This is a genomic window from Metabacillus sp. KH_069, assembly GCF_057838075.1.
In genome coordinates, this window is the sequence record NZ_CM174460.1 from 1,034,274 (window position 1) to 1,049,724 (window position 15,451).

General features: G+C 39.9%; 17 protein-coding genes. 10 read left to right on the forward strand and 7 right to left on the reverse strand.

Features of this window, described 5'->3' with window-relative positions; translation table 11 throughout:
* The first annotated feature begins 54 nt into the window (after window positions 1-54).
* Window positions 55-1,260 (forward strand): putative glycoside hydrolase, encoded by a 1,206-nt coding sequence (locus tag AC3ISE_RS05160; protein ID WP_489223307.1) that lies wholly within the window; start codon window positions 55-57, stop codon window positions 1,258-1,260.
* An 808-nt stretch (window positions 1,261-2,068) separates the two neighbouring features.
* Here the strand turns inward: AC3ISE_RS05160 and AC3ISE_RS05165 are convergent.
* Complete coding sequence (locus tag AC3ISE_RS05165) at window positions 2,069-2,254, reverse strand: hypothetical protein (protein ID WP_375142483.1); 186 nt, start codon at window positions 2,252-2,254, stop codon at window positions 2,069-2,071.
* A 120-nt stretch (window positions 2,255-2,374) separates the two neighbouring features.
* On the opposite strand from AC3ISE_RS05165, the gene AC3ISE_RS05170 reads away from it, so the two are divergent.
* Window positions 2,375-2,953 carry a GNAT family N-acetyltransferase gene (locus AC3ISE_RS05170; RefSeq protein WP_070879182.1) on the forward strand — a complete coding sequence of 193 codons (579 nt, stop codon included), beginning with the start codon at window positions 2,375-2,377 and terminating at the stop codon, window positions 2,951-2,953.
* Between the two features lie 279 nt (window positions 2,954-3,232).
* Window positions 3,233-3,634: a transcriptional regulator SpxA gene (gene spxA / locus AC3ISE_RS05175; RefSeq protein ID WP_489223308.1), complete on the forward strand. Its 402-nt coding sequence runs from the start codon at window positions 3,233-3,235 to the stop codon at window positions 3,632-3,634.
* Between the two features lie 34 nt (window positions 3,635-3,668).
* On the opposite strand, the gene AC3ISE_RS05180 is transcribed toward spxA, so the two are convergent.
* A complete protein-coding gene (locus tag AC3ISE_RS05180; protein WP_489223309.1) occupies window positions 3,669-4,343 on the reverse strand; it encodes a TerC family protein in 675 nt (224 codons plus the stop codon).
* A 321-nt stretch (window positions 4,344-4,664) separates the two neighbouring features.
* Here AC3ISE_RS05180 and mecA point away from each other — a divergent pair, with 321 nt between their 5' ends.
* From mecA to pepF, 5 genes are all read left to right on the forward strand, one after another.
* Window positions 4,665-5,336 carry an adaptor protein MecA gene (gene mecA, locus AC3ISE_RS05185; RefSeq protein ID WP_489223310.1) on the forward strand — a complete coding sequence of 224 codons (672 nt, stop codon included), beginning with the start codon at window positions 4,665-4,667 and terminating at the stop codon, window positions 5,334-5,336.
* 91 nt (window positions 5,337-5,427) lie between these two features.
* Entirely contained in the window at window positions 5,428-6,951 is a 1,524-nt protein-coding gene (gene cls / locus AC3ISE_RS05190; RefSeq protein WP_489223311.1) for a cardiolipin synthase, read from the forward strand.
* Between the two features lie 112 nt (window positions 6,952-7,063).
* Entirely contained in the window at window positions 7,064-8,257 is a 1,194-nt protein-coding gene (locus AC3ISE_RS05195) for a competence protein CoiA (RefSeq protein WP_489223312.1), read from the forward strand.
* A 64-nt stretch (window positions 8,258-8,321) separates the two neighbouring features.
* Complete coding sequence (locus AC3ISE_RS05200; RefSeq protein ID WP_489223313.1) at window positions 8,322-8,480, forward strand: hypothetical protein; 159 nt, start codon at window positions 8,322-8,324, stop codon at window positions 8,478-8,480.
* A 78-nt stretch (window positions 8,481-8,558) separates the two neighbouring features.
* Window positions 8,559-10,376: an oligoendopeptidase F gene (gene pepF / locus AC3ISE_RS05205; protein ID WP_489223314.1), complete on the forward strand. Its 1,818-nt coding sequence runs from the start codon at window positions 8,559-8,561 to the stop codon at window positions 10,374-10,376.
* Between the two features lie 154 nt (window positions 10,377-10,530).
* Here the strand turns inward: pepF and AC3ISE_RS05210 are convergent, their stop codons facing one another.
* From AC3ISE_RS05210 to AC3ISE_RS05230, 5 genes are all read right to left on the reverse strand, one after another.
* On the reverse strand, window positions 10,531-10,689 hold the full coding sequence (locus tag AC3ISE_RS05210) for a hypothetical protein (protein ID WP_489224269.1): 159 nt from the start codon (window positions 10,687-10,689) through the stop codon (window positions 10,531-10,533).
* 341 nt (window positions 10,690-11,030) lie between these two features.
* Window positions 11,031-11,912, reverse strand: coding sequence for a ClpXP adapter SpxH family protein (locus AC3ISE_RS05215; RefSeq protein WP_309190773.1), 882 nt, complete (start codon window positions 11,910-11,912; stop codon window positions 11,031-11,033).
* Window positions 11,909-12,319, reverse strand: coding sequence for a globin domain-containing protein (locus AC3ISE_RS05220; RefSeq protein ID WP_489223315.1), 411 nt, complete (start codon window positions 12,317-12,319; stop codon window positions 11,909-11,911). Before AC3ISE_RS05220 ends, AC3ISE_RS05215 begins: the two co-directional genes overlap by 4 nt.
* A 367-nt stretch (window positions 12,320-12,686) precedes the next feature.
* Window positions 12,687-13,301 (reverse strand): lytic transglycosylase domain-containing protein, encoded by a 615-nt coding sequence (locus tag AC3ISE_RS05225; RefSeq protein ID WP_489223316.1) that lies wholly within the window; start codon window positions 13,299-13,301, stop codon window positions 12,687-12,689.
* A gap of 2 nt (window positions 13,302-13,303) precedes the next feature.
* Complete coding sequence (locus AC3ISE_RS05230; RefSeq protein ID WP_489223317.1) at window positions 13,304-13,903, reverse strand: CYTH domain-containing protein; 600 nt, start codon at window positions 13,901-13,903, stop codon at window positions 13,304-13,306.
* Between the two features lie 352 nt (window positions 13,904-14,255).
* On the opposite strand from AC3ISE_RS05230, the gene AC3ISE_RS05235 reads away from it, so the two are divergent.
* Together AC3ISE_RS05235 and yjbM are read left to right on the forward strand one after the other, a co-directional pair.
* Window positions 14,256-14,639: a UPF0738 family protein gene (locus AC3ISE_RS05235; RefSeq protein WP_489223318.1), complete on the forward strand. Its 384-nt coding sequence runs from the start codon at window positions 14,256-14,258 to the stop codon at window positions 14,637-14,639.
* Window positions 14,640-14,812: 173 nt separating this feature from the next.
* Complete coding sequence (gene yjbM / locus AC3ISE_RS05240) at window positions 14,813-15,448, forward strand: GTP diphosphokinase (protein WP_165970963.1); 636 nt, start codon at window positions 14,813-14,815, stop codon at window positions 15,446-15,448.
* The last annotated feature ends 3 nt before the right edge of the window (window positions 15,449-15,451 follow it).

Sequence of the window (15,451 nt, forward strand, 5' to 3'; positions counted from 1 at the left end):
ATCCTGATTTTTCATTTATAATGAGGAGAGATCAACAAATGGAGGGTGTTAAACGTGGCTTTTTTTCAAAAGATTGTACCTGCATGCCTGATAGCAGGCTCTATTGCCGCAGCTGGAGCAGGCTATCAGGCGCAGGCAGACACAGGCTTAGTTGCCGCTGCACACGACAGTAAAGAACTTGTGTATCAAAAGAAAGAATTGCCGGATTCGATGCCCCGTTTTGTATTTGATTCAGGATTGAAGTTTGAGTATCCAGACGCAATCAGAGGAATCTATGTAACAGGCCATTCTGCAGGAGGAAGCAAGTTTGAACAGCTGACAAAGCTGATGGATACAACGGATTTAAACGCAATGGTCATCGATGTGAAAGATGATTACGGGAATTTGACTTATCGCCCTGACCCCGCTTCTCCTTATTACGATATTAGTCAACAATACATAAAAGATCCGCGGGCCATGCTGAAAGAGCTTGAGAAAAAGAAAATCTATCCGATTGCGAGAGTTGTTGTTTTTAAGGATTCGGTTCTTGCAAATAAAAAACCGGAATGGTCATATAAAGACGGAAACAGCGTCTGGAAGAACGGGCGCGGAGAATCATTTGTAAACCCATTTGTAAAAGACGTATGGGATTACAATGTTCAGATTGCTATTGAAGCTGCAAAGCTCGGTTTTCAGGAAATTCAATTTGATTACGTCCGTTTCCCTGAAGGGTTTGAAAATAAAGATGCCACGCTAAAATACAGCAACGGGGATTATACAGATTCAAAACAAGATAATGTTCAAAAACGCGTAACAGCTGTAACGGATTTTGTTGAATACGCAAGAGAAAAATTGAAGCCGTATGGCGTTAAAACGTCCGTTGATATCTTTGGATATACAGCGACATTGCCTGAAGCACCAGGAATCGGACAAAACTTCACCAAGATCTCAGACCATGTTGATGTCATCTCATCCATGATTTATCCAAGCCATTGGACGGCCTATTTCGGCATTGCGAAGCCCGATTTAAAACCTTACGAACTCATTACTGAATATGCAAAGCTTGAAAATAAAAAGCTTGATGAACTGAAAACAAGACCCGTATCACGGCCATGGCTTCAGGATTTCACTGCTTCATGGCTTGGCAGCGGTAACTACAAAAAGTACGGAAAAGAAGATGTAGAAGCCCAAATCAAGGCGTTGAATGATCAGGGGATAGAAGAGTACCTTCTTTGGAATGCCGGAAATAACTATACAAAAGGCGTAGATTACACGCCTTGATTTAAGAGCCTGACTGCTGTAAGTGAGTGGTTCTGGTATAAAAAGAAGGGATTGTCCAATAAGTCTCTAATATGGAGCAGGAAGGAAAAACTAATGTTATTTCCTTCCTGCTTTTTTTATAGGATCTTTTCATAACTTTGTTATTTTAGACTCTATGTTACAAACAATAAGTGGATTGTGGCGGATAAACTTGAATCCTGCGGGAAATAGATCAAAATGGGAGACCCCACAGGCAACGCCGAGGAGGCTCCCATGCTCCCCGCGGAAAGCAAGTTCCTCTCGCTGCAAGGAACGGACAACATTAATATTCCAAACAATAATTATGCGAAAACAGACTTTCTGGACATCCCCTTTTCTATGATTCCACAAAACCGTGATTCAACTTGAAAAGTGTCCTCAAAGGGTGTGTATGATTCCACAAAACCGTGATTCAACTTGAAAAATGTCCTCAAAGGGTGTGTATGATTCCACAAAACCGAGATTCAACTTGAAAAGTGTCTTCAAAGGGTGTGTATGATTCCACAAAACCGTGATTCAACATGAAAAGTGTCCTCAAAGGCTGTCTATGATTCCACAAAACCGTGATTCAGCAAGAAAAGTGTCCTCAAAGAAAGTCTATGATTCCCCAAACCTCAATATCTGTTCTATTTTGCAGAAACAAAAGCCTTAATGTTTCCCTCAGAACCAGCGCAGCCTCTTCAGAATCAATTGCACTATAATATCCCTTAAAATAGACGATTAAAATTGTTTCACATGAAATTCAAAACAAAAAAACCGGTCATCAAGACCGGTTTCCTTCATTAAAATACTATCTCCGCCTGCCGCCGACTTTTCTCCAACCTGCCTGCGTTTTTAAAGTATGTTCAACGTTCTCATTTTTCTTTTTTCCGCTGAAGATGGTCTCGCCGATTCCATTCGTTATGACTCCCATTAAAGCTGTTATTCCAATGACCAAAGCAGCAACAAGCAGAAAATCGAACGCATATTCAAACAAAATCTTCACCATCCCATTATTTACTTATAATTTTATAGTAGCTTATGTTTAACACTAAGGAAAGAGGGTATATCTAATTTAGAGAGAAATGAACGTTAAAAATGTGCAAGGAGCGGGTCAATGAACTGGTATGAGAAGTTAAATCAATATTTTCCTATTGAGGAAATGAAGTCTAAAGAACATATCGAAACTCTCTTGAAAGAGCGGGGTGATATTTATCATAAAGATGAAGGAGAACATCATGTTCTTATGTATGCTGAATTAGAAGATTTCATCTTTATTGACTACTTGTTTGTATCGAAAAAAGCAAGAGGGCAAGGCCTTGGCCATAAGCTGATTTCAAATTTAAAAGAGATCGGAAAACCGATTATTTTAGAGGTGGAACCCGTGGATGAAGATATTCTTGATACGGGCAAGCGCTTAAAGTTCTATCAGCGAGAAGGGTTTCAGCATGCAAAATCAATTGGATACAGAAGAAAGTCGCTTGCTACAAACGAAGTGAATGCAATGGAAATTCTTTATTGGTCCCCTGAGGATGCTTCTGAAGAATTAATATATGAAGCCATGAAAAAAACATACTTAATGATTCATACTTACAAAGATAAAGAAATTTATGGAAAAGAATATCAGGATGTCCAGGAAGTATTATCCATGCAGGATCAGGATAAGCAGAAGGATATTTTCGATAGCCTGGATTAATTGAGAATCAGATGACCTCATCTTAAAGGATGAATGAACCTGAAAGAACAGGATTTTAGAGCATGTTTGATTAAATAGTAAATAATATCCGTCGATTTTTTACGGAATTGTAACTGTTTTGTCAAACATTTGTATTTAAAAAGTATATACTTACTTACTTTTCTATAGTATAATTCGTTATAGATATTACTTAATTGTAGTCATTTCAATTTAAACACAAAGTAATACTTACTAATATAAGCAGTCTGCTCATTTTACACAAAAAGGAGTGAAAGGTTTATGGTAACGTTATATACATCACCAAGCTGTACTTCTTGTCGTAAAGCGAAAGCATGGTTAGAAGAACATGAAATAGCATATACAGAACGCAACATTTTTTCTGAGCCATTGTCAGTTGATGAGATTAAAGAAATCTTGCGCATGACTGAAGATGGAACGGATGAAATTATTTCAACCCGTTCGAATATTTTTCAAAAATTGAACGTGAACGTTGAAACAATGCCGCTTCAAGATCTTTATGATCTGATTCAGGAGCACCCAGGCTTACTCAGACGCCCTATCATCATTGATGAAAAGCGCTTGCAGGTCGGGTACAATGAAGACGAAATCAGACGATTCTTGCCTAGAAAAGTTCGCACATATCAGCTGCGTGAAGCACAGCGTTTAGTGAATTTCAGTTAATGAATCATAACCCATAGAAAACCTTCCTTATCAATTAAGGAAGGTTTTCGTTTTTTTCGATGCGCTGATAAATCATGCCTGCCAGGATTAAAAATAAAATGAGCAAATAAGGGAGCATAACACCCATGCTTGGATGAGTATGGAAGATTGGTGCGAGCTTGTGTTCATGTATGATCATTTTCCCTGCAGTATAAGCAAGCATTCCTCCTCCGATATAAATGAGGGCAGGATATTTGTCTAAAATTTTAAGAATAAGATTGCTGCCCCAAATCATAATCGGAATTGAGATTAGCAGGCCAATGACGACGAGAAAGGTCTGGCCGTTAGCCGCCCCCGCAACTGCAATGACATTATCCATTCCCATCAGCATATCAGCAAGTACAATAGTCTGAACGGCTTTTCTCAATGAATGATGACTCTTAATTTCTCCTTCCTTTTCCTGCGTTCCTACAATTAAATGATACGCGATGTAGAGGAGCAGGATTCCGCCAATCAGCTGTACAAAAGGAATCTGGAACAAGTAGACGGCTACGGACGTAAGTATGATGCGAACCCCGATTGCGAAGACCGTTCCTAAAATAACTGCTTTTTTCCGCTGTTTAGGAGGAAGATTTCGGCTTGCCATTGCAATAACGATCGCGTTATCTCCTCCAAGGAGCAAATCAATGCCGATAATCATAATCAAAGACATGAGAAATTCCTGTTCCATTTAAGTACCTCTTTCCCTGTTATAGACTGCTCGTACCATATATATGAAGAGAACTTTGATTTATGAGCCATTCTATATAGGTAAATAACTGTTTTTGTAAAATCAAGGTTTTTTTATTTCATTCGGAGCTGTTTTATCATAAAATAGGAGTACAAGAATCTTGAAAGGCAAGTCTTATTTTCAAGACAAGTTTTATAAGCTAATGATGCGTTGCGCTGACGATTAAATAGCTGCTGATTTGGGTAAAGTGTAGAAAAGTGCAACTTATTTAGGGGTTTAGTTGTCCCTTCAACATCATATATAGAAGGGAAGGTTGTAAAGATGGAGATAGAACGTATTAATGAATATACCGTAAAGTTTTATATTTCATATCTTGATATAGAAGAACGCGGTTTTGACAGAGATGAAATCTGGTACAACCGCGAAAGAAGTGAAGAGCTTTTTTGGGAAATGATGGATGAAGTCCACGATGAGGAAGACTTCATGGTGGAAGGACCGCTGTGGATTCAGGTTCAGGCTCTTGATAAGGGGTTAGAAGTCATTGTCACAAGAGCTCAGCTTTCAAAAGACGGTCAGAAGATTGAGCTTCCATTGTCAGAGGATAAAATGAAGGAGCTGCCGGTCGATGAAAACATCGAGTCTATTCTTGATCAGCACTTTAATGATGATCTTGATGACAAATCGGACGGTTCCGCTGAGGAAGAAGAACAGCAGCTGCAATTCTTGATAAAATTTAATGATTTTGAACATATTATTGCTTTAGCCCATGTTCCTGTGAGCGGCTTTGTCAATTCACTGTACTCACTGGATAAAAACTACTATCTGTTTGTAGAGTTTGATGAGCAGCACTCAGATGAAGACATTGAGAATATGCTTAGTATCATACTCGAGTATGGACAAGAATCGCGCATGACGATTCACCGCGTCACAGAATACGGCAAGGAAATTATTGCGGATGAAGCTCTTGACGTTGTTAAGAAACATTTTAGCTAAACAGGAAAAAATGCCGATTTCATGCAGGTGAAGTCGGCTTTTTTAAGCATTAATATTATAATAGAACCATTATAAAAGTCAGGGGTAAAACATGAAAAATACGGTTCGAGTGCTCTTATTTGCCATTATTATTGGTTTTTTCATCTACATCATTCAAAATTTTACGGGCAGTATTTCAAGTGAATGGATGATTACTGCTACAACTGTTCTTTTTACTTTTTCAATTATTTTTATTGGATTTGTCATATTCCTTGAAAACCGCAAACCGTCTCAAACCATTACATGGCTTGTTGTCCTTGGAAGTTTTCCGCTGATCGGCTTTTTGTTTTACCTTGTATTTGGCCGCAATGTGAGAAAAAAGAAGCTATTTGACCGAAAAGCGCTGGTTGATGAAAAAATCATGTTTGAAATTGAAGGCAATCAATCGACTTATGAGGACAGAATTGATTTAATGGGCGACCATCAGCAAATGCTTTTTAATCTTGCCCACCGCCTTGGACATACCCCTATCTCTTTCGCTACAAGAACGAAAGCATTGACGAATGGAAATGAGACATTTGGTCATATTTTCGGTGAAATAGAGAAGGCCAAGCATCACATTCACCTTGAATATTATATAGTCAGACACGATGAAGTTGGCAGCAAATTAAAAGATGCTTTGATTAAGAAAGCAAAAGAAGGCGTAGAGGTTCGCTTTTTATATGATTCGGTCGGAAGCTGGAAATTATCAAAGACGTACATTAAAGAAATGCAGCAGGCAGGCATTGATGTTGTTTCATTCTTACCAGTGAAAATGCCCTTTTTGAATAACAAAGTCAATTTCCGCAATCATAGAAAAATCATCGTCATCGATGGAACAGTCGGGTTTGTCGGAGGCCTCAATGTCGGTGATGAATACTTGGGCAAGGATGAATATTTCGGATTTTGGCGTGACACTCATTTAATGGTGTGGGGCGAAGCTGTCCGCACGCTGCAAATGATTTTTCTTCAGGATTGGTATTACATGACCGGCGAAAATATTGTTAAGAAGGAATATATGACTCCATCTGTTCAGCTTGAAGAGCATGAAGGCGGTGTACAGATAATCGCCGGAGGACCTGATAATAAATGGGAAGTCATTAAGAATCTGTTCTTCTCGATGATTACTTCTGCCAAAGATTCCATCTGGATTGCCTCGCCTTATTTTGTGCCTGATGAAGATATTCTTTCAGCCTTAAAGGTAGCTGCATTAAGCGGTGTGGATGTGAGGCTGCTTGTGCCAAAGCGGCCTGATAAAAAGATCGTCTTTTATGCCTCAAGGTCATATTTCCTGGAACTGCTTGAAGCGGGTGTGAAAATTTACGAGTATGAAGAAGGCTTTATGCACAGCAAAATCGTGATTGTTGATTATGAACTTGCATCTATAGGAACAGCAAATATGGATATGAGAAGCTTCCATTTGAATTTTGAAGTAAATGCCTTTCTTTACCGGACAAGAAGCACACAAAAGCTTGTCGATGAGTATGAGCGTGATCTTAAAGTATCTCATGAAATTATCATGGATGAATTTAATAAGCGTCCTTTCAGGCATAAGCTTTATGAATCAATGTCCAGACTGCTTTCACCTCTGCTTTAATAAGAAAAGACATGCCGATGAGAGTACGCGGCGTGTCTTTTTTTATTCCTTAATAAGGAAAACTTTTATATAATGAAGAAGACAATTATAAGATAGGAGCTGATGCAAAGCTATGTTAATTGCCAAAAACGGCAAAGGAACGATGATGAATCTTTGGGACAAGCAATGGGATGCAACGATTCTCATGCAAGTAAGAAGGGAAGAAACATTCTACTGTCCTGTGTGTGAAAATCCGCTTGATTTAAAGATTGGCAGCATTAAAGTTCCTCATTTTGCACATCAAAAAAATAAAGCGTGCACAATAGAAACAGAGCCTGAAAGCGAGTACCACCTCAATGGAAAGCTCCAGCTGTTTAAATGGCTGCGGGGACAAGGTGTACTAAGTGCCAAGCTTGAACAGTACCTGCCAAGTATCTCGCAGCGTCCCGATGTTCTCTTTAAGGATAGAAATAGGTACACAGCTATTGAATATCAATGTTCAGTCATTCCTGCTGCTCTTATATCAAAACGAACCAGCCGCTATAAACAAGCCGGTATTGAGGCTATGTGGATATTAGGCGCTAAAAAAACTGCAAGATTAAGCAGTCACACCTTTCGCATCTCTCCGTTTCAATGGCTGTTTACAAGAACAGGCGAAACTCCGCTTGATCCGCCATGTATCTTCACTTACTGCTCTGAAATGCAGGTATTCCTCATACTGGAACATCTCATTCCTTTTTCAAAACAAATCTTCTTCGCCATTCCAAGATATGTGCCTCTAAATCAAACGTCTATTTCTGATCTTCAATGTCCAAAATCAAACTCCATTAAACCTCATCTATCAAAATGGATTCATCTCATCAAATCACACCGATTAAAACCGGCCATCCATCTTCCGCCTGAGCTGATTTTGCTTCAGAAAGAACTTTATGAAAAGAAGCATATTCCACTATCCCACCTTCCTCCTGAAGCTTTTCTTCCAATGAATACGGGCTATCTGTTTGATTCCCGCATCTACTTCTGGCAAACCAAGATTCTATTGTTCATAGATCAAGTTCAGAAATATACGGTTTTTACTCTTGAAGAAGTGACCAGGGAAATAAGGAAGGACTCATCCATTAAAGTACGTGAACTTTCTCATTTAAAAAAGCTTCCAATTAGTGCACCAATCCATGAATATTTAGAGACATTATCACACATGGGTATGCTTCAGCGTGTTCATAAAAACAAATATGTCAAACAGAGAGAAATCACATGGCAGAGTTCATCTGCTGATTTATTAAAAAAAGATGAGATGGTTATAGAGCTATTTGCTCAATCTAAATGATTTGAATGAACAGCGGAAGGACGAAGCAACCTATGGAAGAGAGATTACGAATGGAGGAATGAAGATGTTTTATAAAAAAAGAAGGAAAAGCAATCTGTTTGATTATACTTTGACAGCTGTCAGCACAGGAGCCATTGCATGGCTGATGACGAAGTCGATGCGCGAAAATGTAGAGAAGGATGTCGACAGCCGTCAGGACTTGTCTGATATGCAGGGAAAATAGCAAGACTCTTAGATTGATTTGCAAGAAAATATAGAATATTATTGGGGTAATCATGTTTAAAGGGGGATTTAGATAATTATGGCAGAACAAACAGCCGTAAAAACATTGCCTAAACGAAGTGATATCGCTGTTGAAGATACATGGAGACTAGAGGATATTTTTAAAAATGATGAAGCCTGGGAAGCAGAGTTTAAAGATGTGAAAGCTGCCTTGCCTAAAATTGGTGAATTCAAGGGCAAGCTTGGAGAATCAGCAGATGCTTTTCTAGAAGCACTTACATATCAGGATGCTGTCATGGAAAGGTTAGGAAAGCTTTATACATATGCCCACATGAGATATGACCAGGACACAGGAGATTCCCACTACCAGGGTTTAAATGACCGTGCTTCAAATCTGTACACACAGGCAAGCAGTGTTTCATCCTACATCATTCCAGAGATTTTATCCATGGACGAAACAAAAATCAAAAGCTTCTTAAATGAAAAAGAAGAGCTTAAGGTATACGGTCATACGCTGGATGAAATTAACCGCCAGCGCCCGCACGTATTATCTGCAGAGCAGGAAGCCCTGCTGGCGCAGGCTTCAGATGTATTGGGATCATCAAGCAATACATTTGGCATGCTGAATAATGCAGATCTTGAATTTCCTTCTATAAAAGATGAGGACGGCGAAGAGGTAGAAGTAACCCACGGCCGCTATATCCGCTTTTTAGAAAGCGAAGACCGCAGAGTAAGACAGGATGCGTTTAAAGCTGTATACAGCACGTATGATAAATACAAGAACACATTTGCAAGCACTCTTAGCGGAGCGGTTAAAAAAGATAACTTCTACGCAACGGTAAGAAATTATCAATCAGCACGCGAAGCTGCTCTCAGCAATAATAATATTCCTGAAGAAGTCTATGAGAATCTCGTTAAAACGGTCAACGATAATCTCCACCTGCTTCATAAGTACATTGAGCTCCGCAAAAAAGTGCTCGGCCTTGATGAACTCCATATGTACGATCTTTTCACACCGCTAGTGAAAGACGTGAAAATGAAAATCCCATATGCTGATGCAAAAGACTATTTGCTTAAAGGGCTTGCTCCGCTTGGTGAAGATTACTTGGCAATCTTAAATGAAGGCTTTGAAAACCGCTGGGTCGATGTTCATGAAAACAAAGGAAAAAGAAGCGGTGCCTATTCATCAGGAACATACGGCACAAACCCTTATATCCTCATGAACTGGCAGGATAATGTGAATAATCTCTTTACACTGGCTCACGAATTCGGCCACTCAGTGCACAGTTATTACACAAGAAAATCTCAGCCTTATCAATATGGCCATTATTCAATCTTCGTAGCAGAGGTAGCTTCTACATGCAATGAAGCATTGCTGAATGACTATTTGCTGAAAACGATCGATGATAAGAAAAAACAGCTGTATCTATTGAATCATTATCTAGAAGGATTCAGAGGCACAGTGTTCCGTCAAACAATGTTTGCTGAATACGAACATACCATTCATAAAAAAGCGCAGGAAGGCGAACCGCTGACGCCGGATCTATTAACGAAGCTATATTATGATCTGAACAAAAAATACTTCGGAGAACACTTGGCAGTCGATGAGGAAATTGGCCTGGAATGGGCAAGAATTCCTCACTTCTACTACAACTATTACGTGTACCAGTATGCTACTGGTTTCAGTGCGGCAACTGCACTCAGCAAGCAGATCCTTGAAGAAGGAAAGCCTGCGGTCGACCGCTATCTGGAGTTCCTGAAATCAGGAAGCTCGGATTATCCGATTGAAGTATTGAAAAAAGCCGGCGTGGATATGACATCACCCCAGCCGATCGAAGAAGCATTGAAGGTATTTGAAGAGAAGCTGAATGAGATGGAACAGCTTTTGTCAGAGTAAATAAGAAGAATGCAGCCGTGCGGGGCTGCATTCTTTTTTTTGTTTCTTCAAAGGAGAAAAGCGGGTGCGTCTGCGAGAGCTAATAACAACAAAAAATTTGCTGGAAAGAGCTGATCAAAAGTTTAGACACTGCTATGCTGTTGTTAAACCAGCTTCAAAACCCCTTAAATGTTTTCCGGTGATTCACTAAATAAAGTGTCACGAAAATCGCTATAAACAAAAGCGGAGAAGATATCAGCAATGGAAACATCTCCATTAATCCGAGTATATTAAGAAAGAAACTAATAATCAGCAGAACGGTACTGATAATCAGGGGAAGGCTGCTTTTCAATATGAGATCCTCCTTGTTTGTCCTTTCTAAAAAATATGAAAGACATCCTGTATTTATGTTTGTGACAAATTTGTGAAATGAAATCCTATGGGTTGTCATAAGTCGACAATATCTGATATATTATAGATGTGAAATTAATCACAAACAAACATTTACCCCTTTGTTTGACCGTGAAAAATTTCTCCCATCCCCTTTGTTGTCGTTAAGACATACAGAAGACTCCGTATTACCCGTGCGGAGTCTTTTTAAGAATAAGAAAGTAAACGTTTTCAATTGAAAAAGAAAGAGATCCGGTACAATTCCCTGTACCGGATCTCTTTCTTTTATCCAATGTATCTCCAGAACGTACCATGCTTCACCGGTACGCGCTCAACCTTTTGAGCAAGCAAATACTTTTTCATTTCTTTTTCCGCATCTTCTGCCGTCAAATTATAAACGGATGCAATCTCTGCTGTAGCAACAAATTGAAAGTAGCTTAAAAAGATTTCAAGCGGCGGAGCCTGCGATGGCTTTGGAACGTCGCCAAGCATTTCGGATAAGATGCCTACATACATTTCATACGGATAATATCCGCTGATTTTCAGCCCTTCCTGGTCGACATTCTGATTAAAGAAGGTGAGTGTAGGATTTTCCTGAACGTCCATTTCAGCAGAAATTTTCAAATCGCATTGCAGCGCTTTAGCGGCACTGGCGGAATGAAGGTCCTTTACAAACTCCTCCGTATCAAGACCGACTTCTTTTGCTATTTCGACAAGAACTTTTTCTTCTGTAATATTCTTTGTTTGAAGAAATAAGACTTCCTGAAGCTTGCGCAAATAGCGTATTCCTGCTTTTCGTCCTTGCAGCTCTGCCGATTTTATCGCAAGCGAAGCTGCAAATGGAGATGAAATTGAACTTTCAGACTTGAGAATTCCATCACAGGACATCCCTGTTAAACTGGCTGTTTTTTCCCACGCCTGAGCAAGATTAGCCGGATTTTTCCGTTTCATCTGGTTGAGCGTTTTAATTCGTCCGCTGATGATAGGTTTTAAGGTGAAAAATCTTCCATATTCAATCAGCAGTTTTTTGATGATCGGTTCAAGTGCCCAGCAGTCAGGGCAGAGAGGATCGATGAACATATAGATTTCGAGCGGTTTTTTTGAATTGCCTTGACAGTGAGAGAAAAATGGAGCGGATTTTTGATTCTCACTGTGCTGAATCATCATTGCGAAGCTCCCTCAGAATTATGTTTTTCATCTGGGGTGTTCACCATGTGCTGGGCTGTCAGTTCCAGCCGTTCAAAAAACCATACCCGAAATCGTTCATCAATCTCTAATTCATCCATCGCTTCATCCATGCAGGATAGCCACGCCTCGGCTCTTGCTTGCGTAATTTGAAAGGGCAAATGTCTTGCCCGAAGCATAGGATGTCCATGTTCTTCTGTATATAAAGACGGTCCGCCTAAGTATTGAGTTAAAAATTGTTTTTGTTTTCTAGCTGTTTCCGACAAATCATCAGGAAAAATCGGAGAGAGCAGAGGATGCTTGTGCACTCTATGATAGAAGGCATCAACCAGCTGCGAAAGTGCATCTTCCCCAATCGCTTCATATGGTGTTGCAAATTGATCAGCCATGCCTGTGATCTCCTTTATTGATTGATAAGCTTATTGTAACAATTGACCTGCCATTGCTCAAACAAACTGCTTTCAAAGATAAGTTGTATTAGTATGTTCTTATTATATAAGCCAAAATGAATTTAGGCGATAGGTGCTTTTTTATAAGATAAGAAAGGATAAAATGTTGCGCTTCGATGTCTGGCTCCCTCGGCCAGAACGGATCCGAAAGTATTGGCAAAAATCGCCTTTACTGACGGATCCTGATCTGTCATGCCTGCGCTAAATGTGCGCTTGCGCTTTTCTTAGTATATGTCCTGACATGTGTTCTATGAAATGAAAAAAGAACCGATTCAAAGCGTTAACCGCTTTTGAATCGGCTCTTTTTTTAAGCAAAATAAGAAGCAGTAATTTTCTGTACATAGTTTTGGGTTTCTTTAAACGGAGGAATGCCGCCGTACTTATCTACGTTTCCCGGCCCTGCGTTATAGGCTGCAAGTGCAAGTGGTATTTCGCCGTTGTATTTCGTGAGCATCTGCTTTAAATACTTTGTTCCGCCTTCTATATTCTGAGCGGGATCAAAAGAATCCATGACACCAAGGGACTGAGCCGTTTTTGGCATCAGCTGCATAAGTCCCGCAGCCCCTGCTGCACTCCTTGCATTAGGGTTAAAGCTGGACTCTTGGGAAATGACAGCTCTTATCAGTTTTTCATCCACGCTGTATTTAGCTGCCATATTAGAAATGATGCTGTCAATTTCCTTGCTGTCTCGCACTCCAGAAGAGGCAATTCGAACATTTACATTTGACGGCGTCATTGTCAAAGGGACGGCTGCTTGCTTAACTTGGGGCAGGACATCATCTGTCTGTCCATCAACATAAGACTGGAAAATCTCTTTGAACATGGAGACAGAAGAGGACTCAGCAGCATCATCTGTATCCGTTTGGGACAGGCTGCGTAAAGCCTGAAGCTGCATCATTGCTTTCATATGATTAATTTCCACTCTTAAAGCTCCTTCTCATTATCGATCTCACGTTTATGATCATAAAAACGTTTAATTTTGTTTGGTGTTTTGCGCAGAGGAATCTGCAGGGAAGCGAGCAGCTCGCGGAAAGCAAGCAGGCCTTCTTCTGCATCCAAGACTTCATATTCAATTTCATAATCCTCTTTATTTATATATCGGCTGTGATCAAGAACAATTAACCCATTTTTATAGGTTTTCTCTGCTCGATTTGTGGATAAAGTTCCAAAGAAGGAAATGTTTTCAGAATGAATTCCGAGTGAGTGAATCTGTTCTAAAACTTTGCCTTTTGGAAGTGAAGAAGCTGATGAAATAAGCTCTGACGCTTGCTCTGCCGTGATTTCCTGGTGAGTTTCAAGCAGGCCGACAGGTGCAGGTTCTTTTAATGTAAGGACGTACCTGCCGTTTTTAAAGCGAATGCGAAGGGCAGCTCCGCGCTCTTTAAGATCAAATTCAGGCGTATCAAAATAGTGATTGTCCTGGTGTTTGAAGTCATGATCAGCGATATGAAAAAAATTAGCCAGCCGGGAAAACTCTTCTTTCGTAAGCAGATTCTTATATTCAATTTCAATTTCCTGGGTCATGTTATGGAATTCCTTTCGGTTATCAGATAAAAAGTACAAATGATTGCGTGATTTATGTTCAGCTCCATCGTCCAATATTCTGCCGGATTCTTATCTGTCTGTCGGAGCTGATGGGGGATTTCAGCTTCACACATTGTCTAGCTCCATCGCCCAGATCCTCGGCCAGAACGGATCCGCCAGCAAAGGCAAAAAGCGCCTTTTCTGCCGGATCCTTATCTGTCTGTCGGATCTAAACGGGGCGATTCCGCTTTTCTCTTCTATTATTACAATTAAAAATCCGGTTTTCAATGTTTATCATGCATAGGGGGAATATGATAAAATAGACGTGGAATTGATTTGGAAGGAGATTTTTATGAAACAAAGAATTGAAGTGAATGAAGCAGTACTTGATCAAGAAAGAATGATACTAAAAGCGCAGCCCTTTGAAAAGGATGATTTAAGCGGTTTGACTGCAACGGGCCAAGTGCTGGTTGACTCCGATCAATTAGCGTTTATTTACATAATGGATCATCATGAAGACTTTATCTATACCAATTTGCCGGAAGCGGTTTGGCCGCAGCTGAAAACGGCATTAGACAGCGAAATTCTTATAGATCTTAATGTAAATGGTATAACGATTGAACTGACAGATATCCATGAAGAACTATCCTATCTGCTAGAAAATATCAAAGATAATGCAAACTATGGCGAAGAAATGGAAAAGAAAGTCGTTGAGACATTTGGCTTAAATGACTAATACATAAAAAAGCATGTTGTTTATTTATAAAAAAAGTTTGAGTATTGATGGCAAGCGGAGCTGCCCGACTCCCAGGCAAGAACAAATCCGCAATAAATCAAACACGGACTTTTTGCAGGATTCCTAGGAGCTGAACGGGCGCTTGCGCTTTTCTTATGACGAGGGGGAAGGCTATGATCGGCAGAAAATGGGAAGTTTTTTTAGCACCGTATCACCAGGCGGTTGATGAGCTGAAAGTGAAGCTCAGAGGGACAAGATCGCAATATGAACTAGAAGGAAGCCATTCTCCGATTGAATTTGTAACAGGAAGAGTAAAGCCGATTGCAAGTATTCTTGATAAAGCAAGGCGCAAAGATATTTCCTTAGATGCTCTTGAGACTGAAATGCAGGACATAGCGGGCATCCGTATGATGTGCCAGTTTGTAGATGATATAAAACTTGTCGTCGACATGCTCAGACAGCGGAATGATTTTGAAATCATTGAGGAACGTGATTATATTTCACAGAAAAAAGCAAGCGGATACCGCTCCTATCATGTAGTTGCCAAATATCCTGTTCAAACGGTATCAGGTGAAAAAAGTATTCTGGTGGAGATTCAAATCAGAACGCTTGCGATGAATTTTTGGGCAACCGTTGAACATTCTCTTAACTACAAATACAGCGGGAATTTCCCCGAAGACATTAAAATCAGGCTGAAAAGATCAGCGGAAGCAGCTTTTCTTTTAGATGAAGAGATGTCAAAGATTCGCGGAGAAATAAGAGATGCACAAGTCATTTTTTCACGGAAAACAGAAACGAAAGATAAATGATGA